The organism is Salinivibrio sp. PR919, from assembly GCF_001995355.1.
Lineage (GTDB): Bacteria > Pseudomonadota > Gammaproteobacteria > Enterobacterales > Vibrionaceae > Salinivibrio > Salinivibrio proteolyticus.
In genome coordinates this window covers 24,358-45,892 of record NZ_MUFL01000011.1, presented here as the reverse complement: position 1 = coordinate 45,892, position 21,535 = coordinate 24,358, and the positions used below count along the sequence as shown (strand labels likewise).

Below are 21,535 nucleotides of genomic sequence, written 5' to 3'. Positions count from 1 at the left end.
ATATGCAACGTTTATTGCTTGTCTCGTTTTTTGTTCTTGCCTCACTGACAGGGTGTCAGTTACTTGGCCCACAAGCCACGCCAACCCCTGAAGGTATTACTTGGATCAAAACCGTGTCGCCACCTGAGGGCAGCGCACAGGTACCTTATCAAGAGTTTCGTCTCGATAACGGGCTGACCGTTCTGTTGCATCAAGACCACTCCGATCCTTYGGTGAAAGTCGATATGCGTTATCACGTCGGTTCATCCCGTGAAGAACCGGGTAAATCGGGCTTTGCACACTTCTTTGAACACATGATGTTCGAAGGCTCCAAGCATGTGGATGATCATGGAAAACGGATCAAAGAAGTAGGGGGGTATAACAATGGCTCGACCGATCGCGATACCACTCAGTACTATCAAACCGTTCCCGCCAATGAGTTAGAGCGCGTGCTATGGCTTGAGTCGGACCGAATGGGCTTTTTGCTAGAAGCTGTCTCACAACGTAAATTTGAAGTGCAGCGTGATACTGTGAAAAACGAACGCGCTTATCGCATCGATAATGCGCCCTATGGCCGTGTTAATGAAACCATTAATCAAGCGCTTTATCCTGAAGGACACCCCTATTCTTGGCCTGTGATTGGCTATGTTGAGGATCTTGATCGCGTCGATGTGGGGGATTTGAAACAATTTTTCCTACGCTGGTACGGACCAAACAATGCCACTTTGACCATCGGTGGAGATATTGATGTACAACAAACGCTGGCTTGGGTGAACAAGTACTTCGGTGATATTCCTGCTGGCCCAGAAGTGGCTGACCCTGAACCACAACCCGTCACGCTTGAGGCGGACCGCTATGTCACCTTGGAAGACCAAATCTCCCAACCCGTATTGGTCATTACCTTTCCAACCGGTACGCCAGACACAAATGCCAGTACCCGCTTGAGTGTGCTTGCCAGCGTGCTTGGACAAGATCGTGATAGCCTGCTTTATCAGTCATTGGTGCAATCAGGTAAGCTGTTGAGCGCGGGCGCTTCTCACCGTTGCGGTGAGCTTGCTTGTACGTTTGAGCTCTATGGTGTAGGTAGCCAGCAGCAATCATTGGCTGAGGTTGAAACCCTGTTGATGGACGCGCTTACGACCTTTGAACAACAAGGGGTATCGAAGGCAAGTATTGCTCGCATCAAAACCATGGCTGAAGCGGATGACATTTTCGCGCTGCAAAGTGTGGACGGTAAAGTCGAGCAGTTGGCCAGTGACTTCAGTTTATTTGGTGATGCCAATCGCTTAGAAGCACGTTTAGCGCGTCTTGAGGCGGTGACCCCTGAAAACGTGATGGAAAGTTTCCACCGCTGGCTGAAAGGTAAGCCTGCCGTGTATCTGAGTGTCGTGCCTTACGAGCGTACGGATTTGGTGGCGAAGCCAGCTAACTTTGTGTATCAGCGCCCCGACTACGCGCAAAGCGTCGCGCCTTCACAAGAGAAGCTGCCCCCCCGTCGTACGCCGGAAAATATCGATCGCACCCAAGTGCCTCCAGCGTCCGGTAGTGTGACGGTGAACGTGCCGAAGATTTATCGTGCGGACCTCGATAATGGCATTCATCTCGCTGGGACGGAGAGTCGCGAAACGCCGACGGTTACCCTATATATGACCTTGCCTGCCGGTACCTTAATGGAGCCGAATGACAAGCGTGGTCTCGCCAACCTTACTGCCCAAATGGTCACCGAAGGTGGGGCGGGGATGACCGCGGCGGAGTTAACCCAAGCTTTGAAGCAATTGGGGAGTCAGGCGAGTATTGAAGCCGATGAGCATGAAACCTATATCACGATTACTGCGCTGAAAAAACATGTAGGTGAAACCCTGCAACTCGTTCACAAAGCGTTAAGTGCGCCTACCTTCTCCGAGCAAGACTTCACGCGGGTAAAAGCGCAACTGCTGGAAGGGATGGCTTCGCGTGCCGATGATGCCAGCTGGCTTGCAGACCAAGCTACTCGAGAGCTCTTGTTCCAAGACGCGGTATTCCGGTCACCACGAGGTGGCGTAATGGAAGATATTGAGGCACTGACCATCGATGATGTACGTGCGTTTTATCGCCAACACTATGTATTGAAAGGCAGCCAGCTCGTGGTCGTGGGGGATGTGTCACGCGATCAAGCCGTGACGTTGGCGAACCAAATAACACCGTGGCAAGAGGCGCCTCGTTCGCAGCCTCAAATCGCCCGCGCGGTTCCTCGGGATGAAAAACAGCCACAAATTTGGCTTGTAGATAAACCGAAAGCGCCGCAAACCAGTATCCGTATGGTGCGCCACGGTATGCCTTATGATGCGACCGGCGAGATGTTTATCACACGCCTGGCCAACTTTAACCTTGGCGGCAACTTCAACTCACGTATTAATCAGAACCTGCGCCAAGATAAAGGCTATACCTATGGCGCCGGTGGCGGTGTGTACAGTGGGCGTCAACTCGGCACCATTGAGTTTGATGCTGATGTCCGTGCGGACGCGACGGTTGATGCAATCAACCAGCTTTGGCAGGAAATGGCCAATGCGGCGGAAAATGGTTTCACACCGCAAGAGCTCGCTTACCTGCGCCAATCGAGCGGGCAACGAGATGCGCTGAGCTATGAAACCCCGTGGGAAAAGGCAGGTTTAATTGCCCATGTTGAGGAATTTGGCTTGCCCGACAACTACCGCGATGAGCAGCAAGCGATCATTCAGACAATTGATCTTGAACGCTTAAATCAGGCAGCGAGACGTTGGTTTAATCCGAATGACTATCAAATCATCGTTGTCGGAGATGCCGAACAGCTTGCGCCAGAGCTGAAAGCGCTTGGTTTGCCGGTGAATCCGCTTACGCTTGAGTATCGCTAACGCCGCTTCGAGTAAACACATGTCGCTGCGTGATGGCTTTTGAGTGATAGCTTGTTTATCCTAACCCGTCACGCAGCACAAAGGTAAGAGAAACGTTTTGACTGATTTCACCCAGCGGTTAGCGCGTTTGGCGCAAAACCCAGAAGCATTAAAGGGGATTGGCCGAGGACTGGAGCGTGAAGCCTTACGGATCACGCCAACCGGGCACTTGGCACAGACGCCGCATCCAGATGCACTTGGCTCAGCGCTAACGCATCGATGGATCACTACGGACTTTGCGGAGTCTTTGTTGGAATTTATTACGCCCGTCAATACATCGGTCAACGGAATGCTCGATGAGCTGCAAGACATTCACCGTTTTACTTACAAGCAAATGGGTGACGAGCAGCTATGGCCCATGTCCATGCCATGTGTGGTCGCCTCTGAAGACGATATTACCTTGGCACAATATGGCAGCTCGAATATCGGGCGGATGAAAACACTTTATCGCCAAGGGCTCAAACATCGCTATGGCAGTGTGATGCAAGTGATCTCTGGGGTGCATTTTAATATCTCCCTCCCAGAGACGTTTTGGCAGCATCTCTACCACACGGAGTCCGTGACGCAAGCCCAAGTCACGCAAGGCTATTTTGATCTTATCCGTAACTACTACCGTCACGGTTGGATGATCCCGTACTTGTTTGGTGCGTCACCTGCCTTGTGTGGCACTTTTATTAAGCATGCACAGACCCGGTTGCCGTTTGAGCATTTGCCCTCAGGCACCTGTTATTTGCCGTATGCAACCTCATTGCGTCTCAGTGATTTAGGCTATACCAACAACGCACAAGCCGAGCTAAGAATCGGCTTTAATACCCTTGAGCAATATTTGGAAGGGCTGCGCAGTGCGATTCGCACCCCTTCTCACGAGTTTGCCAAACTTGGGATCCGTGATGGTGACAGCTATCGCCAGCTCAATACCAATGTCTTGCAGATAGAGAATGAACTCTATGCGCCTATCCGTCCGAAACGCAATGCGAAAAGTGGTGAAAAGCCCACAGAAGCGCTAGATCGTGCCGGTGTCGAGTACATTGAAGTGCGCTCGCTAGATGTTAACCCTTACAGTCCGGTTGGTATTGAACAAGACCAAATCCATTTCTTAGATCTCTTTGTAAGTTGGTGCGCGCTCTCACCGTCAGACCCGATGACGGATGCGGAGCTCAATTGCTGGCGCGAGAACTGGAACAAGATCGTGATTGAGGGGCGCAAGCCAGGCTTATTGCTGACCACCGGATGTAACGGCCATCAGCGCTCACAAGCGGAGTGGGGTTTGCAAGTGATGGCTGAGCTCAAACAATTGGCTGTCGTGATGGACCGAGCGGTGGGCGATAATCGCTACGAAACCGTCTGCGATAAAATGATGGCTTGCTTTGACAACCCTGAACTCACCCTCTCTGGGCGCTTGCTTGCCGATATTATTGCCCAAGGTGGTATTGGTAATGTGGGCTTAGGGTTAGCCAGTGCGCACAAGACAGCGCTGAGAGGCGATGACTATCGTGTCCACAGTGATGCGGAATTTTTGCAAGAAGCAGATGCCAGTATCGCCCGTCAAAAAGATGTCGAAGCCAGTGACACTCTCAGCTTTGAGGCCTTCTTGAAAGACTATTTCAAAGATGTGCCAATGGCAGAAAGCTGGTAAATCGGAGGATGACTTGGGTGCGTTTTAGGCGAATTTTCGCGGCACTAGGGGCGGCATTATTGCTGTCTAGCTGTGCAACGCCCCCGCCGGATAATCCAAATAACCTATGTGCGATTTTTGATCAGAATCCAGATTGGTTTGAAGCGGCGGTGGAGATGGAAAAGGCGTGGGGAACACCCATCCAAGTCGCGATGGCCTTCGTGAAACAAGAGAGTGCGTTTGTCCATGATGCTTTGCCGCCTCGCGATTATGTCCTAGGCATTTTGCCTTGGGGACGTGTGAGTAGTGCCTATGGGTATGCACAAGCGCAAGACCCAGCATGGTCGGACTATCAAAAGGCAACCGGTAATGGCGGCTCGCGCACCAACTTCGATGATGCATTGCAATTTATTGGTTGGTACACCAACGAAACCTATCGTCAACTCGGTGTGTCTAAATGGGATGTGTACCGACAATATTTGGCTTACCATGAAGGACGCGGCGGTTTTCAGCGCGGCTCTTTTGAGCGCAAACCCGGACTCAAACGCGTCGCGCGAAAAGTAGAGCAGCAAGCCAAGGACTATGGCTGGCAGCTTAAAGGCTGTCGGCAACGTTTAGAGGACAATCTGAGCTGGTGGCCTTTCTAAGCCACAGTGATGAATTAAAAGGAGGGCAAAATGCCGTTATTGGATAGTTTTACGGTCGACCATACCCGTATGAATGCACCTGCAGTGCGCGTGGCTAAAACGATGAAAACGCCCGGTGGTGATACGATCACCGTGTTCGATCTGCGCTTTTGCCGACCCAATGAAGAGATCTTGACGGAAAAAGGCATCCATACGCTGGAACACTTGTTTGCAGGCTTTATGCGCAAGCACTTAAATAGCAAGGATGTTGAGATCATTGATATCTCCCCGATGGGATGTCGGACGGGCTTTTATATGAGCTTGATTGGTGAACCTAAAGAAAGCGACGTGGGACGCGCTTGGGAAGCGGCGATGGAAGATGTATTAACGGTACCGTCGCAAGATAAAATCCCAGAGCTGAATGAGTACCAATGCGGCACCTATGCAATGCATTCTCTCTCTGAGGCGAAGGATATTGCACGTGCGATCATTGATGCTGGGATCACCGTGAATAAAAACGATGATCTGTCGCTACCTGAGTCGATGCTACAAACCTTACGTGTGGATTAAGGTCGTTGCATAGATAGATACGACATTGAATACGAAAAAGTAGACATTCAGGCGCCACCGTCCGGTGGCGTTTTTTATACTATTGACCTCTTTCTTTGCTATGTCACCAGCTACCGCCATTGGGAATAAAAACCCGAATGTCTTAATTGTTGGATAAATTACGTGAAGGGGTATGCGCGATTGCAGCTTTTTTGCTTAATGAAGCACGCTTCTGAAGTTCGGTGCTGTGCRATGTGCGGGTATTCGCTAAGCTGATAGGTATCTGGCAAGTAATAAGGTAGTGAGACCCAACGTGAAATTAAGTAAGTGGCAACCCACTCATCTCAATATTGTTCGTGCAATATGTGGCGTCATTATCTGGATGATGACGCCTAGCGCGCTGGCTGCCCTTAATGATTACTGGTCTTACAGTGAATACCTCGACCTTCATCCTGAACAAAATGCGCTGACTGAGCAACTTGATCGCCAAGTGCAAGCAGAGCCGGAGCCGCTCAAGACGTCTCCTAAAACGATTAAAATCTCAGTCGTCGTGCCGGGAGAGCAGATTTCGGATTATTGGCAGCGCAATATCCTCGCTTTAGAACGCCGGCTGCAAGCGCTGAATATCCCGTATGAATTGGAGCAAGTGACCACACGGCCCAACAACGATATTCGCGAGCAAAGTGCTTCCTTGTTCGCAGCACTTCGTGATGGCGCAGACTACCTGATTTTTACTCTCAACAGTGTTCGCCATCGTAAATTTATTAACCATGTATTGTCGCAAAACAAAACCAAGCTGATCCTGCAAAATATCACCACACCGGTTAAGTCGTGGCAGGGCAATCAGCCGTTTCTGTATGTTGGCTTTGACCACCAAGAAGGAAGCTTAGCGTTAGCAGACTATTTTAGTACCCGTTATCCGCAAGGCGCCTCTTATTCGGTGCTGTATTTTTCTCAAGGCTATGTCAGTGATGCGCGTGGCGATACATTCATCGATGCGATGAATAACCACAGTCACAATCACCTGTTGTCCGCTTACTACACCAAAGGTGACCAAGCGTCAGGCTATGAAGCGGCTAAAGCAATATTGAACAATAACTCAGCCCTCGATTTTATTTACGCATGCGCTACGGACGTGGCCTTTGGTGCAATTGATGCGCTTGAAGAATTGAATCGGCATGAGGTCGTGATCAATGGCTGGGGGGGCGGTTCAGCAGAGCTTGACGCCCTACAACGTGGCGACCTAGACGTTACTGTGATGCGAATGAATGATGACACAGGTGTGGCAATGGCTGAGGCGATTAAACGCGATCTGCAGGATCAGCCTGTGCCCGTGGTATACTCAGGCCGATTTGAAATTGTCACGAAAGAGGACAGTCCTGAGCGTATTAATGCGCTTAAGAAGCAGGCTTTCAGATACTCGGATTAACGCATCATGACTATGTCAGGCTCCAAAAAACTGTCACTTTCACAGCTACTCACGCGTCTTATCGTAGTGTTTTTCTTGTTTGTGACCGTGGGCGTTTATGTCCAGAGTTATCAGCTGACGTTGGCGGGTATTAATCAGGAAGTGACGCGCACGCTGACACAAACGTCACGCCTGTTACAGAATGTGTTTGATAGTCGCCTAGACTCGCTGCAGATCCACCAAAATACCAATGCATCCAGTATGACATTGCAAGCCTTGGTGGCACGAGGCGATCGGATTGCTCTCGATGACTATTTTATCGAGCAAGAGCAGCAAGATGCCGCCAATACCCCTGATTTCCGATTTATTGCCCGTGATGGCGAGTTGCTATGGCACGATGGCAGTAGCCTTTTTCATGGCATTGATGACAAAGGGCTTGAGCGCTTGCGCGCACAGCTGCGAGATATCAACCGCTGGACACTGACCACCATTACTACCGAGATGGAGCAGGGGTATGTGCTTATGCGTAAAACCCCGATCGTTTTCCAAGCCAGTGGTAAGTTGGGCGGTTACCTGTATGTTGCGGTGATGCTCAATGGCAATTTTTCTTTTGCCAAAAGTCTGCAGCGAGCCAGTGGTACGCAAGCCGTTTGGCTATCGGTTAAAGAGTTAACGCTCGCTTCCACACTGACCGGGGATGATAATTTCGCTAACGAACTCACCTTACCCACTAAGGGGAGWAGCCAAGCGTTTCGCAACTATCTTATCAGTCACGCTAATTTGCGTATTGAAGGGGAAAACTCAAACATCGCCGTACTGTCGGCGCAACGCAATGACAATGTACTCGCGTTACAGCGCCAAATGGGGATCAACCTTTTACTTACCACGTTAGTGATTTTAGTGGCGGCTATTTGGGTCAACCGGTTTGTAAAAACCCGTATTGCTGGCTCACTCGATAAGTTGATGCGTTATACATTGGGCGCGACCTCACGCCAGCGAACCTTGCCTTTTGCGGGCTCTGATATTGAAGAGTTTGATCACATCGGTCAGACACTCGAATCGACATTTGATGCCCTTTACGAAAAAGAGCGGTCATTGCAGGATTTGTTTGATTATGCGCTCTCACCCATTATTGTTTGGGATACCGACTTTGCCATCACGCGTATTAACCCGGCGGCCAAATTAAAACTGAATTATGATGCCGATGCGCAGCAAACGAGCTGGATGTACATGCAGTTTATGCGCGCTATCTCGCCGTATCTCAAGCGTGCCGTCGATGGTACCATTCTTAAAGGCGTCAATATCCATATCAATAACCGCGTGTATCGTTGGAACCTTGCCCCTTTGATGGTCGATAACCAAGTCAAAGCTGTCATCGGGCAAGGGCAGGAAATTACGTCGTTGATTGAAGCAGAGCAGCAAAGCCAACGTGCCAAAGAAGCGGCAGAAGCCTCCGCCCGAGCAAAATCAGAATTCCTCGCTAAGATGAGCCATGAGATCCGGACACCGCTCAATGGCATTCTGGGCATTACCCAAATACTCAGCGATAAAGTGGAAGATAAAGCGCAGAGCGAGCTATTGGGAAGTTTGTACCAAAGTGGTGAGCACTTACTGACTGTTCTGAATGATATTTTGGACCTGTCCAAAATTGAGCAAGGTAAGATGACCATCGAGTACGGTGATTTTTATTTGCACGATATCATCAGTACGGTAGAAAACATCTATACGCCGCTATGCGAAAGTAAGCGTATTGGACTGATTATTGAGTCTAATCTCGCAGACGACACCGTGATACGCTCTGATCAATCACGCTTGACCCAAATACTGTTTAACTTGATGAGTAATGCGGTGAAGTTTACCCATCAGGGTAATGTGGCGCTTGAAGTCAAACTTACCCCAATGGAGGGGGATCAGCACCGCTTGATTATAAAAGTGCAAGATTCAGGGGTGGGCATGAGTGCAGACGCACTCGACACCTTATTCGATCCTTTCGTTCAGGCTGACTCAAGTGTGACGCGCAAATACGGCGGCAGTGGATTGGGGCTTTCCATCGTCAAGAGTCTGCTCGACTTACTCGGCGGTACGATTGAGGTGACCAGTGAAGCGGAGAAAGGCAGCTGCTTTACGCTGACGGTGCCAGTCGAACATGTAGATAATAAACCTAAAACCATGGTGGAAAGCACCGTGTTTGACGCCAAACAGGCGGGCATTCAGCGCGTGCTGTTAGTGGAAGATAACAAGATTAATGCGATGGTGGCACAAGCGTTCTGCAAAAAACACGACATCAGCGTGGATTGGGTAAAAGATGGTGAGCAAGCACTTACATCTTTACGCGAAAGCACCTATGATCTTGTGTTGATGGATAACCAAATGCCCAATTTGGGTGGCATTGATGCCACTAAGGCTATTCGCCAAGATCTAGGGCTTAATGTGCCGGTTTATGCGTGTACTGCCGATGCATATGGCAGTGTGCATGAAGCCTTTTATGAGGCCGGGGCAAATTATGTGATTGTCAAACCCATCAAAGAAGACAGCTTTGTTGAAGCGTTGCGTTATTACCAAACTGAGCACCAAGCAATGGTAGAGCAGAGCCCCGCTGATCAGTGAGAGGTTTGCGTATAAGGTCAATATAACGGGAAAAAGGCAGAGCCGTTAAGTAGTTCTAACGTTAGAAAACTTAACGGCGCATTCTGTTCTACTCGGTGGTGACTTTCTGCTTTTGGATTGGCAGCACTTTAACTTGTTTGATCATATTCTCGGCAACATCGACGATTTCAATTAGGTGGCCGTCAATTTCCACGCTTAGGCGGCTATTAGGAATATCCTCCAAGTGCTCCAAGATCAAACCGTTCAATGTGCGGGGGCCGTCGGTAGGGAGATCCCAGTTCAGGCTCTTATTCAAATCACGGATATTGGCGCTACCCTCAATCAGGTAACCGCCATCTGTCAGCGGAGTGATTTCTTCGGCTAAGCTTGGCGAGAGTGAGGTGGTAAATTCCCCCACGATCTCTTCGAGAATGTCTTCTAAGGTCACCAAACCGATAATATCGCCGTACTCATCCACAATCAGACCAATGCGTTGCTTGTTACGTTGGAATTTCAGCATCTGTACGTTGAGCGGGGTGCCTTCTGGAATGAAGTACACTTCATCTGCAGCGCGCAACAAGGTCTCTTTATTGAATTCGTTTTTCTCGACCATCAAGCGGTACGCTTCTCGTACCCGTAACATGCCGACTACTTCGTCGATGGTGTCACGATACAGTACCATACGGCCATGTGGCGCATGGGTAAGCTGGCGCATAATAGACTTCCAGTCATCGTTGACATTGATCCCTGTGATTTCGTTACGTGGCACCATAATATCGTCTACCGTCACCTCTTCGAGCTCTAAGATCGAGATCAGCATATGCTGGTGACGACGAGGGATTAAACTGCCGGCCTCATTAACGATGGTACGCAACTCCTCGGTACTTAAATTGTCTTTCCCATCACTTTTCACGCCTAAGCCAAGTAAGCGTAGAAAGCCGTTAGTAATGAAGTTCACCAAGCTTACAACCGGGTAAAACACCTTCATTAAGATGGTGAGTACAAAGCTGCTGAGAAAGGAAACGCGCTCAGGGTATAAGGCTGCCAAGGTTTTCGGTGTCACTTCTGCAAACACCAAAATCACCATCGTCAGGACACCGGTCGCAATCGCAATACCGGCATCACCATAAAGACGTAGCCCTAAGACAGTCGCAATAGAAGAGGCAAGAATATTGACGAGGTTATTGCCGATTAGAATGAGTCCAATCAAGCGATCCGGGCGTGCTAGCAGTTTTTCAACGCGCTTGGCACCGGTATGGCCCTGTTTAGAAAGGTGGCGTAATCGATATCGATTCAATGCCATCATGCCTGTCTCAGAGCCGGAAAAATACCCGGAAATGACGATAAGCAATACCAAGAAGGAAATTAATATTCCCGTCGATATGTCGTCCAACGAACTGTTCCTTACGTTTGTTTTAAAATGTGAGCGTCTGCTCGAGAGTATAACACTGACATGCCTTTGGGTGGTGAGCGCACCCATCATGCATTCTAGAGTGACGATTAACCCGCAATAAGGATCTCGCGAACAAATCGGCTACCAAAGTAGGCCAATGTGAGTAGAAAGGCGCCTACAATACTAAACCAAATCACTCGACGTCCACGCCAGCCAGATTGATAGTGGCCCCATAGTAGCACACCATAGACCACCCATGCTGCCATCGATAGGAAGGCTTTATGCGCTTTTCCTTGCGCGAACATATCATCGACAAAAGCAAATCCAGTAATTAAGGTGAACGTCAGTAAACTCTGACCCACTAAAATAATGTTGAAAAGTTGGCGTTCCACCATCATTAAAGGTGGGACGTTATGGTTGATGACCTGACGTTTTTTATGTTTTAACTGATAGTCGAGCCAAGCCAGCTGCAGTGCGTACAAGGTTGCAATCATCAGGGTCGAGTACGCAAACAGCGCCAAGGAGATATGCAACAACACCTCAGGGTGTGACTCTAAATGGGTAATAAAGGCACCGGGTAGCAAGGTCGCGCTGGCGAGGTTTAACCCCGCAAAGGCATAGACAACCGGCAGCAAAAACCATAAACGGAGTCGGAAAATCAGGCCGGTAGTCATCATAGCAATGATGAAACTTACCAACGACGCGACGTTGAGTATGCTTAAATTTTGCCCGCTGCCAGAAAGGATTAAATCCTTGAGCAGATATGCGTGCAATGCCAGCGCAGCCAGTGCAGTAAAGAAGACCGGCTTCGCACTAATCTGATTGTTGCTGGACAAGCCGGGGATGATCTGCAAAATGGCGGCCAGATAAAGCAGTGATGCCAATAAGGCTGTCAGAATATCCATCGTCACCGATCAGTCAGTTAATCAATAAGAATGAAGGTGTGAGTATACCTTGCCTCAATCTCTGTCGCTATCGATACATGCAAGCGATGGGGGGATTGCGGTATAATCTCAATTAATTTCGCGACAGCGATTGCACCCTGACGGTCAATGTCATGGGCCAATAGGACGAGTGGGCGAGTAACGCATGTTTGAAAATTTATCAGAACGTTTATCCCGGACGCTAAAAAATATCAGCGGCCGAGGTCGATTAACGGAAGACAATATCAAGGAAACCCTGCGCGAAGTGCGTATGGCGCTACTGGAAGCCGATGTCGCGCTCCCTGTGGTTCGTGATTTTGTTAAACGCGTTAAAGAGCGCGCCGTGGGGATTGAGGTATCGAAAACCCTGACCCCGGGGCAAGAATTCATCAAGATCGTTCAAGCCGAGCTGGAAGCGGTGATGGGCGATGCTAATGAGCAGCTTGATCTTGCCACCCAGCCTCCTGCGGTGATCCTGATGGCGGGCCTGCAAGGTGCCGGTAAAACCACCAGTGTGGGTAAACTGGGTAAGATGCTCAAAGAGCGCCATAAGAAAAAAGTGCTGGTGGTATCGGCTGACGTGTATCGCCCCGCGGCGATTAAACAGTTGGAAACACTGGCCAGTGAAGTTGGCGTTGATTTCTTTCCGTCGAGCGCAGACCAGAACCCAGTAGATATCGCCAAAGCAGCGCTCGATGAAGGGAAGCTCAAATTCTACGACGTGGTGATCGTCGATACCGCCGGTCGTCTGCACGTTGACGATGCAATGATRGACGAGATCAAAGACGTTCACCATGCGATAAACCCAGTCGAGACTTTGTTTGTGGTGGACGCCATGACCGGTCAAGACGCCGCGAACACCGCCAAGGCTTTTAACGATGCGTTAGCACTGACTGGTGTGGTATTGACCAAAGTCGATGGTGATGCGCGTGGTGGTGCTGCATTGTCGGTTCGCCATATTACCGGTAAGCCGATTAAATTCTTGGGTGTGGGTGAGAAGACTGACGCACTGGAACCATTCCACCCTGACCGGGTGGCATCCCGTATCTTGGGTATGGGTGACGTGCTGTCACTTATCGAAGATCTCGAGCGTAATGTCGATAAAGACAAAGCCGAGAAAATGGCCAAGAAGTTCAAAGAAAAGAAAGGCTTTGATCTGGGCGACTTCCGTGACCAACTGCAGCAAATGAAAAGCATGGGCGGCATGATGGGGATGATGGATAAGCTCCCGGGTATGTCGAACTTACCGGCCAACGTGAAAGATAACGTTGATGATAAGATGTTCGTGCAAATGGAAGCTATCATCAATTCGATGACCCCACGTGAGCGTCAACGCCCTGAGATCATCAAAGGCTCGCGCAAAAAACGTATCGCAGCCGGCTCTGGGACCCAAGTGCAAGACGTCAATCGTCTGCTCAAGCAGTTTACCCAGATGCAAAAAATGATGAAGAAAATGCAAAAAGGCGGCATGCGTAACATGATGCGTCAGATGAAAGGCATGATGCCGCCGGGTGGACCTGGTGGTGGCTTTATGGGCTAACCCATTTTGCAGGCGGATGAAGCGTCAGCCTGCATGACAACTCGCTGTGAGGCTTGGGACAGCTGGTGAAAATTTGGCTAAACCAGTTGCAATCACAGCAATAAAGAGTAAAATTCCCGAGCTTTATTTTGGCACGAGGCCCCGCATTGCTTACGCGAAACGGGGCCAATTTTATTAAGTAATGCAAATGAGGACGATATGGTAACCATTCGTTTGGCACGTCATGGCGCGAAAAAACGCCCATTCTATCAAATCGTTGTAGCTGACAGCCGCCAGGCGCGCGACGGTCGCTTCATCGAGAAAATCGGTTTCTTCAACCCTGTAGCTCAAGGCCAGGAAGAGAAACTACGCCTTGACCTGGATCGCGTAAACCACTGGGTTGGCGAAGGCGCTGCGGTTTCTGACCGTGTTGCTAAGCTGATCAAAGACGCAGCGAAAGCAGCGTAAGCAATCAGTGTCAGGGTTAAAAGAAGAAATGAGTGAGCAAGAAACTATCGTCGTCGGCAAGCTTGGCTCGTCATACGGCATTCGAGGCTGGCTCAAGATTTTTTCTTACACTGAAGAAGCTGAGAGCATTTTTGCCTACTCACCGTGGTTTATCCAGGTGCGTGGCGAGTGGCAACGTTTCGAGTTAGAAGACTGGAAGCGCCACAACAAAGGGTATGTTGCCAAGCTCAAAGGGCTGGATCAGCGCGAAGACGCGCAGATGCTGACCAATGCCGAAATCGCCGTTAGTGCTGAAGCACTGCCAGCGTTATCGGATGAAGAGTTTTATTGGCGTGAGCTGTTTGGCATGGACGTGGTGAATACGAAAGGCTATCACCTCGGTACTGTGACAGACATGCTTGAAACGGGCTCGAACGACGTACTTGTCGTTAAAGCCAACCTGAAAGATGCTTTTGGCAAAAAGGAACGTTTAATTCCGTTCCTTGAAGAGCAGGTCATCAAGTCGATTGATCGCACTGCTCAACGGATCGAAGTTGACTGGGATCCTGGTTTTTAAACTCCAACAGTAAGCGAGCGGAAATATGTGGGTTGGCATTATCAGCCTTTTTCCAGAAATGTTCCGAGCCGTCACTGATTTTGGAGTCACGGGCCAAGCGGTTAAAAAAGGGCTGTTAAACGTCGAAACGTGGAATCCGCGTGATTTCACCCAAGACAAACATCGTACGGTTGATGATCGACCTTACGGCGGTGGCCCCGGTATGTTAATGATGGTTCAGCCGTTGCGCGATGCCATTCACGCTGCCAAACAAGCCGCAGGCGATAACGCGAAAGTGGTTTACCTCTCTCCGCAAGGGCGTAAGCTCGACCAAGCGGGGGTCGAATCACTGGCCAGCAATGAAAAACTTATTTTGATTTGTGGCCGGTACGAAGGGGTAGACGAGCGCATTATACAAACTCACGTCGATGAAGAATGGTCGGTGGGAGATTTTGTGCTCAGTGGGGGCGAGCTGCCCGCGATGACGTTAGTAGACGCTGTTGCTCGGTTTGTACCGGGCGTTTTAGGCGACATGGCGTCAGCAGAGGAAGACTCCTTTGCCAACGGGTTGTTAGACTGTCCACACTACACGCGTCCTGAGTTGTTAGATGGGTTGGCGGTACCAGAGGTGCTAAAATCCGGAAACCACAAGGACATTCGTCGCTGGCGATTAAAGCAATCGCTAGGTCGCACTTGGCTACGACGACCAGAGCTCCTGGAAAACCTAGCTCTGACTGACGAACAGGAATCACTACTTGCCGAGTTCATTAAAGAGCATCGAGCAAGTGCCGAATCAAATTGAGTTTCAGTTTATTCTAGGGTTATAGACAATGAGTAACATCATCAAGCAGCTCGAAGACGAGCAAATGAAAAAAGACCTGCCTGAGTTTCAAGCAGGTGACACTGTCCTGGTACAGGTTAAAGTAAAAGAAGGTAACCGTGAGCGTCTGCAGCCATACGAAGGTGTGGTAATTGCTAAGCGCAACCGTGGCCTGCACTCTGCATTCACCGTACGTAAAATGTCTAGCGGTGAAGGTGTAGAGCGTACTTTCCAAACTCACTCGCCAGTTATCGACAGCATTACTGTTAAACGTCGCGGTGCAGTACGTCGTGCCAAACTGTACTACCTGCGTGAGCGTTCTGGTAAGTCAGCTCGAATCAAAGAGCGTCTTAACAAGAAGTAATCGCTCCGGCGTTTATTGCTCAGAAAGCCCGTCCCGATGGACGGGCTTTTTTATTGTTCTCTTACAGTCAGGTCACGAAACCACTTAATGCCCGTCAYGACCATTTAACTTGCTATGTTGCCACTCACTGAAARAGCGCAAGACATAGACAAACAATAGGGCAAAATGGCATCCGTACCTTACTCACTGATTAGCAGCATCGCTGCGTATCGAGACGGAGAACGAGAATGTCCTGGTTTCTACTCTGCGTAGTGGCTTTGATCGCCGGCTACTTCACTTATGGCACCTTTATTACCAAGGTGTTCGGTCCAAAACCCGAACAAGCGACACCCGCCATGAGCATGAACGATGGTGTGGATTACGTCCCGCTATCTGATAAAAAAGTTTATCTTATTCAACTGCTTAATATTGCAGGCCTTGGGCCGATTTTTGGTCCAATCCTCGGTGCCTTGTATGGACCGGTGGCCATGTTGTGGATTGTGTTTGGCTGTATATTTGCCGGTGCGGTCCATGACTATTTCTCAGGTATGCTGAGTGTCCGAGCAAAAGGCGCGTCGGTTCCTGCGGTAGTCGGCGAGCACTTAGGTAACTTCGCTAAACATTTTATGAACTTCTTTGCGGTGTTACTCTTGATGCTGGTGGGCGTGGTCTTTGTCTTGGGCCCTGCCAAGCTGCTAGGTAGCTTATCGGCGATGAGTGTACCGGTATGGGTGGCGATCATTTTTGCTTACTATATCCTCGCGACTGTGGTACCGATCGATAAGATTATTGGCCGCTTTTATCCGTTCTTTGGCGCCTTATTGGTCTTTATGTCGGTTGGCTTAATGATTGGTTTGGCCGCGAGCGATCACAGCTTCTACAGCCAAGGGCTCGATTTTGCCACTAACTTCCATCCCACTGATCTGCCATTGTGGCCACTGCTCTTTATCACTATTGCCTGTGGGGCGGTGTCAGGTTTCCATGCCACCCAGTCGCCATTGATGGCGCGCTGCATGCAGAATGAAAAGTCGGGTCGCTTTATCTTTTATGGCGCCATGATTGGTGAAGGTGTGATTGCGCTTATCTGGTGTAGCTTAGGATTAAGCTTTTACGAATCTACGGATGCGTTGAACCAAACGCTCGCCAATGGCGGTCCTGCCGCTGTGGTGCATGAGGTCTCTACCTCGCTCTTGGGCACCGTCGGGGGCATTATGGCGGTATTAGGTGTGATTGTATTGCCTATCACCTCAGGGGATACCGCGTTCCGTTCTGCGCGTTTGATCATTGCTGACTTTTTGAATATTCAGCAAAAGCCATTGATGAAACGTCTCCTGATTGCGATTCCTATGTTTGTGGTGGGTTACTTGATCACCAAGGCCGAGTTTGGCGTGATTTGGCGCTACTTTGGTTGGGCCAACCAAACCACGGCGATGATCATGTTGTGGGCCGCGGCAGCCTACCTAATTAAGCGTGATAAGCTGCACTGGGTCTGCACTATTCCAGCGATGTTTATGACCGCAGTGACGGTGACCTACTTAGCCAACGCCGACATTGGCTTTGGCTTACCGATGAACACAGCGACCATCATTGGCCTGGTAACAACGGTGGTGGCGRGTATTGCGTTCCTCGTGGTCTATAAGCCGAATCCTCAGCTGATTGCTGACGAGCAATGATGCCATCCTAACCAATTGGTATTACAGCAATAACGTATAAAATGCGCTAAGATCAAAGCCTCAGCACTCGCTGGGGCTTTTTTGATCAAAAGGATGGTGGCATGAAATACGCGCTTTTTTCGTTACTGACTATTGTGCTGATGACGGGGTGTGCAGCGTCGACTACACAAGCGTTAGTGGATGAGCAAAACTGGTATGGACTGGGTGAGCAAGATGGCCAGCGCGGGCTACCACAGCGAACCTTAAACGACTTACGCACACTGGTGAACAAAGCGGGCGACCGTATGACCGCCAATTACCTCGACTACGAGCAAGGCTATATTCATGGCATTGACGCATACTGCAATCCTGCACATGCGTATCAACTCGGGTTGGATGGCAACCCCTATATGGGCGTGTGCGAAAGCCGACCCGGTTCACAGCGTTTTCGTATGGAGTGGCAACGTGGCTATAACGATTACCAAAGCCAAGCGAATAGCCAGTTTTACTAGCGCTAAAGCCGGTGCCGGCATCAATTATGGGTAAGACCAAGTTTATCTTTCAGTGCCTTAAGATAACGTCGGCTTACCGGTACCGAATGAGCGGAGGAGGTCACCACCTCCGCGAGCCCATTATCTAACAGCCGGATCTCCCGAATGGCGGCAGGGTGCACCAAAAATTGCCGGTGGCAGCGCATTAAGGGCGTTTTGTCTTCTAAGACTTTCAAGCTTAAATGGGTGACGGATTCTCCATTGGCGGTGAGTAGTGTCACGCCAGTTACTGAGGTGCGTGCCACTTCAACATCCTGGTGAGGCACTAAGGTAATCCGGTTATGGCCCGCACAAGGGAGCAGCTCCAGTGCGSGTGTGATCGCCTGATAGTCCTCTTGTCGGTTTAACTCACGCGACAGTTTGTCGAGTGACTTTTTTAAGCGCGCGGTTTCGATGGGCTTGAGCAAATAATCAAATGCGTTGTCCTCAAAGGCTTGTACGGCAAACTCATCATAGGCGGTGACAAACACCACTTTGGGCATGGTCTCGGGGTCAAGCATTGCAAGCAGCTCAAGGCCGGTGACGCGAGGCATTTGAATATCTAAAAACACCACATCGGGGCGGGTGTGATTAATGGTTTTTAGTGCATCAATGGCGTTATTGCATTGACCAATGATGGTTACACCGCCTAATCCTAGCAGCTCATCTTCCAAGGCCTCACGTGCATACAATTCGTCATCCACGATTAACGCTCGAATCATGCCATGGTCTCCTTGTTTGGGGCAGTATCGGTTAATGGCAAGGTCACGGTGGCACGAGTCCAGTGATCATGCTGACAGGTCATTTTAAGCCCGTATTGTCCGCCGAATAATCCGCGTATCCGTTTATCAACAATACGAAGCCCCAGCCCAGCATGCTGTGCCGCTGGTTGATAGAAACCTGCATTGTCCTCGACTTGTAAATACAGGCACTCGCCTTCTTGCCAACCACGAATGATGATTTGACCGTCGGCCATTAATTGACTGATCCCATGTTTCACCGCGTTCTCAACCAAAGGCTGTAAGGTGAAACTGGGGATCACCGCGTGCAAGATAGCCGGATCAATCTGCTTTTCAACACTCATTCGATCGGCAAAGCGGGCATGTTCGAGTTCCAGGTAGGCATCAAGATGGTTCAGCTCTTGCTCAAGCGAGACGGTTTCACGGTTTTGTTTTAAGTTACTACGAAAGAAGGTGGATAAGTGCTGGATTAACTGACGGGCGCGCTCTGGCTCGCGCTTGACCACCGCACTGATGGTGTTCAACGCGTTAAATAAAAAGTGAGGGTTCACTTGGGCGCGTAGCAAGTTTAACTCCGCTTGGGTCAGCAAGGTTTGCTGGCGCTGATAACGACCAGTTAAAATTTGGTTGGAGAGCAAACGCGCGATCCCTTCTCCCATGGTGACATTGATTGCCGAGAACAGTTTACGTTTTGGCTCATAAAGCTTCACCGTCCCTAGCACATAGCCATCCCCGCCACGCAGCGGGATCACCAACACAGAGCCCAGTTTGCAATGGGGAGACAGTGAGCAGCAATAAGGGGTATCCGCGCCGTCGATATAGATGAGTTGGTCATCCGCAATAGCACGTCGGGTATAATCGGACGCAATGGGGGTACCGGGTAAGTGGTGGTCATCACCAATGCCGGTAAAGGCGAGGATTTTCTCGCGGTCTGTGATTGCCACAGCCCCCACGCCGGTTTCTTGCTGGATAATGGCGGCGACCTGTTCACTACTTTGTTGATTAAACCCGCTGCTTAAAATACCGACCGAGCGTTCAGCAATTTTAAGTGCTTTACTGGAAAACGCTGCTGAATAGCGCTCGAACAACGTCTTGCGATCAACAATAATGCTCATAAACATCGCGGCGCCGACTGAGTTAGCGATCACCATGGGCGCGGCGATCGCGCTGACGAGCTCATAAGCACGACTAAAGGGTTCGGCGACGGCGAGAATGATGGCCATTTGTACCAGCTCTGCTACAAACGTCACGCTCAGGACCACGGTAGGGGAAAACAAGCGGCTGGTTTGGTTGCGAGAGACCAAGTAGCGGTGCATTAAGCCGCCAATCACGCCCTCTGCTGTGGTCGAGATCGCACAAGCTAAATCTGTAAACCCTCCTAAACTATAGCGATGTAGTCCGCCGGTTAAGCCGACCAAAAACCCCACCACAGGGCCGCCAAGCAGACCGCCAAGCACGGCACCGATAGCGCGGGTATTCGCGATTGCGTCTTGGATGTGCAACCCAAAATAGGTGCCGAGAATACAGAAGCCGGAAAAAAGCACATAGCAGACACACTTGTGCGATAGCCGCCCAGAAATACTGAGCAGCGGCATAAACACAGGAGTTTTGCTCAGCAAATACGCGATCACAAGATACACGCTCATCTGCTGCAGCAACGAAAGCACTAACGCCATAACAATAAAAAGGGGTAACTAGAGTTCTCCGTTATAGTAACTGTTGGTGATAAAAGACTCTAATTAAAAATGCATGTGTAAATTAAAAATTACACCGTAATTTAAATGATACAGTTACTATTGCTTTTAAAATATGGGCTGGTATTGTCTATGTAAAACATAGTGAACATCTTTTAGGGCAGGGTCATGCAGAAAGATTCGGTAACCAATATCAACATTCGCGATGAACAAGTGCTTCTCACACCAGAGCAACTTCGCGATCAATTTCCTATCACCAAAAGTACCCGAGCGGCGATTAGTCAGGCTCGTCAGACCGTGGCAGATATTATCAACAAGCGTGATCATCGCCTGCTTGTGGTCTGTGGTCCTTGCTCCATTCATGATGTCGATGCGGCGAAAGACTATGCCCGTCGTCTGAAAGCCCTATCGGATGAGCTGAGCGATCACTTGTTTATTGTGATGCGGGTTTACTTTGAAAAACCACGCACCACAGTGGGTTGGAAAGGGCTTATCAATGATCCACACTTGGATGGCAGCTTTGATGTTGAGTTTGGCTTAAAGCAAGCACGCAGTCTGCTCACTGAGCTTGCTGAAATGGGATTGCCGCTGGCCACCGAAGCGCTCGATCCCATCAGTCCACAATACATTGGCGATTTGTTTAGTTGGGCTGCCATCGGTGCTCGTACCACCGAGTCACAAACCCATCGTGAAATGGCGAGTGGCCTGTCGATGCCGATTGGCTTTAAAAATGGTACGGATGGCAATCTGGCCACCGCCACCAATGCGATGAAAGCGGCTGCTTCAGGGCACCGTTTTATGGGGATTAACCAAGCCGGCCAAGTGGCATTATTGACCACACAAGGTAACCCCAATGGCCATGTGATTTTACGTGGCGGCAAGCAAACCAACTATGATTCAGTCTCTGTGGCCGAGTGTGAGCAGCAACTGCGCGATGCTAACCTGACGCCATCGCTGATGGTCGATTGTAGCCATGCGAACTCTCGCAAAGATTACCGTCGCCAAACCTTGGTCGCTGAAGATGTGATCCACCAGATCAATCAGGGCAACCGGTCTATTATCGGTCTGATGCTAGAAAGCCATATCCATGCGGGGAATCAGTCAGCGGATCTGCCCAAAGAAGAGATGGCGTACGGCGTCTCGATCACTGATGCTTGCATTGATTGGGCGTCTACCGAACAATTGCTGCGTCATACGCACCAAGCGTTGGCAACTTCTCTACAACAACGGATTCAACAGGACTAAA

Annotated in this window: 18 protein-coding genes; 14 read left to right on the top strand and 4 right to left on the bottom strand. The window is 49.9% G+C overall.

Translation table 11 applies throughout. The features are described 5' to 3' along the window. Window positions 1-2: 2 nt before the first annotated feature. The 6 genes from BZG83_RS03510 (at window position 3) to BZG83_RS03485 (ending at window position 9,693) form a co-directional block, all read left to right on the top strand. Window positions 3-2,849 carry a M16 family metallopeptidase gene (locus BZG83_RS03510; protein WP_077479395.1) on the top strand — a complete coding sequence of 949 codons (2,847 nt, stop codon included), beginning with the start codon at window positions 3-5 and terminating at the stop codon, window positions 2,847-2,849. Window positions 2,850-2,946: 97 nt separating this feature from the next. Next, window positions 2,947-4,524: a glutamate--cysteine ligase gene (gshA, locus tag BZG83_RS03505; protein ID WP_077479394.1), complete on the top strand. Its 1,578-nt coding sequence runs from the start codon at window positions 2,947-2,949 to the stop codon at window positions 4,522-4,524. A 17-nt stretch (window positions 4,525-4,541) separates the two neighbouring features. After that, window positions 4,542-5,150, top strand: a complete 609-nt coding sequence (locus tag BZG83_RS03500; RefSeq protein ID WP_443216367.1) for a transglycosylase SLT domain-containing protein — start codon at window positions 4,542-4,544, stop codon at window positions 5,148-5,150. 30 nt (window positions 5,151-5,180) lie between these two features. Next, on the top strand, window positions 5,181-5,699 hold the full coding sequence (gene luxS / locus BZG83_RS03495) for an S-ribosylhomocysteine lyase (protein WP_077479392.1): 519 nt from the start codon (window positions 5,181-5,183) through the stop codon (window positions 5,697-5,699). A gap of 361 nt (window positions 5,700-6,060) precedes the next feature. Next, window positions 6,061-7,107: a substrate-binding domain-containing protein gene (locus BZG83_RS03490; RefSeq protein ID WP_077479403.1), complete on the top strand. Its 1,047-nt coding sequence runs from the start codon at window positions 6,061-6,063 to the stop codon at window positions 7,105-7,107. Window positions 7,108-7,113: 6 nt separating this feature from the next. Further along, window positions 7,114-9,693 carry a LuxQ periplasmic sensor domain-containing protein gene (locus tag BZG83_RS03485; protein WP_077479391.1) on the top strand — a complete coding sequence of 860 codons (2,580 nt, stop codon included), beginning with the start codon at window positions 7,114-7,116 and terminating at the stop codon, window positions 9,691-9,693. Between the two features lie 88 nt (window positions 9,694-9,781). On the opposite strand, the gene BZG83_RS03480 is transcribed toward BZG83_RS03485, so the two are convergent. Both BZG83_RS03480 and BZG83_RS03475 read right to left on the bottom strand, forming a co-directional pair. Beyond that, window positions 9,782-11,065 carry an HlyC/CorC family transporter gene (locus BZG83_RS03480; RefSeq protein ID WP_077479390.1) on the bottom strand — a complete coding sequence of 428 codons (1,284 nt, stop codon included), beginning with the start codon at window positions 11,063-11,065 and terminating at the stop codon, window positions 9,782-9,784. 107 nt (window positions 11,066-11,172) lie between these two features. After that, on the bottom strand, window positions 11,173-11,970 hold the full coding sequence (locus tag BZG83_RS03475) for a cytochrome C assembly family protein (RefSeq protein ID WP_077479389.1): 798 nt from the start codon (window positions 11,968-11,970) through the stop codon (window positions 11,173-11,175). 184 nt (window positions 11,971-12,154) lie between these two features. Between BZG83_RS03475 and ffh the strand changes: the two genes are divergently transcribed. From ffh to BZG83_RS03440, 7 genes are all read left to right on the top strand, one after another. Further along, entirely contained in the window at window positions 12,155-13,528 is a 1,374-nt protein-coding gene (gene ffh, locus BZG83_RS03470; RefSeq protein WP_077479388.1) for a signal recognition particle protein, read from the top strand. 198 nt (window positions 13,529-13,726) lie between these two features. Next, a complete protein-coding gene (gene rpsP / locus BZG83_RS03465; RefSeq protein WP_069586882.1) occupies window positions 13,727-13,975 on the top strand; it encodes a 30S ribosomal protein S16 in 249 nt (82 codons plus the stop codon). 28 nt (window positions 13,976-14,003) lie between these two features. Beyond that, window positions 14,004-14,531 carry a ribosome maturation factor RimM gene (rimM, locus tag BZG83_RS03460; protein WP_077479387.1) on the top strand — a complete coding sequence of 176 codons (528 nt, stop codon included), beginning with the start codon at window positions 14,004-14,006 and terminating at the stop codon, window positions 14,529-14,531. A 25-nt stretch (window positions 14,532-14,556) separates the two neighbouring features. Continuing rightward, on the top strand, window positions 14,557-15,312 hold the full coding sequence (trmD, locus tag BZG83_RS03455; RefSeq protein ID WP_069586884.1) for a tRNA (guanosine(37)-N1)-methyltransferase TrmD: 756 nt from the start codon (window positions 14,557-14,559) through the stop codon (window positions 15,310-15,312). A 28-nt stretch (window positions 15,313-15,340) separates the two neighbouring features. Beyond that, entirely contained in the window at window positions 15,341-15,694 is a 354-nt protein-coding gene (gene rplS / locus BZG83_RS03450) for a 50S ribosomal protein L19 (RefSeq protein ID WP_069586885.1), read from the top strand. 227 nt (window positions 15,695-15,921) lie between these two features. Next, window positions 15,922-17,346: a carbon starvation CstA family protein gene (locus BZG83_RS03445; RefSeq protein WP_077479386.1), complete on the top strand. Its 1,425-nt coding sequence runs from the start codon at window positions 15,922-15,924 to the stop codon at window positions 17,344-17,346. A 101-nt stretch (window positions 17,347-17,447) separates the two neighbouring features. Next, a complete protein-coding gene (locus tag BZG83_RS03440) occupies window positions 17,448-17,837 on the top strand; it encodes a DUF2799 domain-containing protein (protein WP_077479385.1) in 390 nt (129 codons plus the stop codon). A 20-nt stretch (window positions 17,838-17,857) separates the two neighbouring features. Here BZG83_RS03440 and btsR read toward each other — a convergent pair whose 3' ends face one another. After that, window positions 17,858-18,577: a two-component system response regulator BtsR gene (btsR, locus tag BZG83_RS03435; protein ID WP_077479384.1), complete on the bottom strand. Its 720-nt coding sequence runs from the start codon at window positions 18,575-18,577 to the stop codon at window positions 17,858-17,860. Continuing rightward, window positions 18,574-20,271: a sensor histidine kinase gene (locus BZG83_RS03430; RefSeq protein ID WP_077479383.1), complete on the bottom strand. Its 1,698-nt coding sequence runs from the start codon at window positions 20,269-20,271 to the stop codon at window positions 18,574-18,576. Before BZG83_RS03430 ends, btsR begins: the two co-directional genes overlap by 4 nt. A gap of 186 nt (window positions 20,272-20,457) precedes the next feature. Here BZG83_RS03430 and BZG83_RS03425 point away from each other — a divergent pair, with 186 nt between their 5' ends. Then, window positions 20,458-21,534: a 3-deoxy-7-phosphoheptulonate synthase gene (locus BZG83_RS03425; protein WP_077479382.1), complete on the top strand. Its 1,077-nt coding sequence runs from the start codon at window positions 20,458-20,460 to the stop codon at window positions 21,532-21,534. Window position 21,535: the final 1 nt, after the last annotated feature.

Excerpts from the sequence above, each read along its gene's own strand:
- luxS (WP_077479392.1), top strand. The coding sequence starts at position 5,181 with ATGCCGTTATTGGATAGTTTTACGGTCGACCATACCCGTATGAATGCA.
- BZG83_RS03490 (WP_077479403.1), top strand. The coding sequence starts at position 6,061 with ATGATGACGCCTAGCGCGCTGGCTGCCCTTAATGATTACTGGTCTTAC.
- BZG83_RS03475 (WP_077479389.1), bottom strand. The coding sequence starts at position 11,970 with ATGGATATTCTGACAGCCTTATTGGCATCACTGCTTTATCTGGCCGCC.
- rpsP (WP_069586882.1), top strand. The coding sequence starts at position 13,727 with ATGGTAACCATTCGTTTGGCACGTCATGGCGCGAAAAAACGCCCATTC.
- rimM (WP_077479387.1), top strand. The coding sequence starts at position 14,004 with ATGAGTGAGCAAGAAACTATCGTCGTCGGCAAGCTTGGCTCGTCATAC.
- trmD (WP_069586884.1), top strand. The coding sequence starts at position 14,557 with ATGTGGGTTGGCATTATCAGCCTTTTTCCAGAAATGTTCCGAGCCGTC.
- rplS (WP_069586885.1), top strand. The coding sequence starts at position 15,341 with ATGAGTAACATCATCAAGCAGCTCGAAGACGAGCAAATGAAAAAAGAC.
- BZG83_RS03440 (WP_077479385.1), top strand. The coding sequence starts at position 17,448 with ATGAAATACGCGCTTTTTTCGTTACTGACTATTGTGCTGATGACGGGG.
- BZG83_RS03430 (WP_077479383.1), bottom strand. The coding sequence starts at position 20,271 with ATGGCGTTAGTGCTTTCGTTGCTGCAGCAGATGAGCGTGTATCTTGTG.
- BZG83_RS03425 (WP_077479382.1), top strand. The coding sequence starts at position 20,458 with ATGCAGAAAGATTCGGTAACCAATATCAACATTCGCGATGAACAAGTG.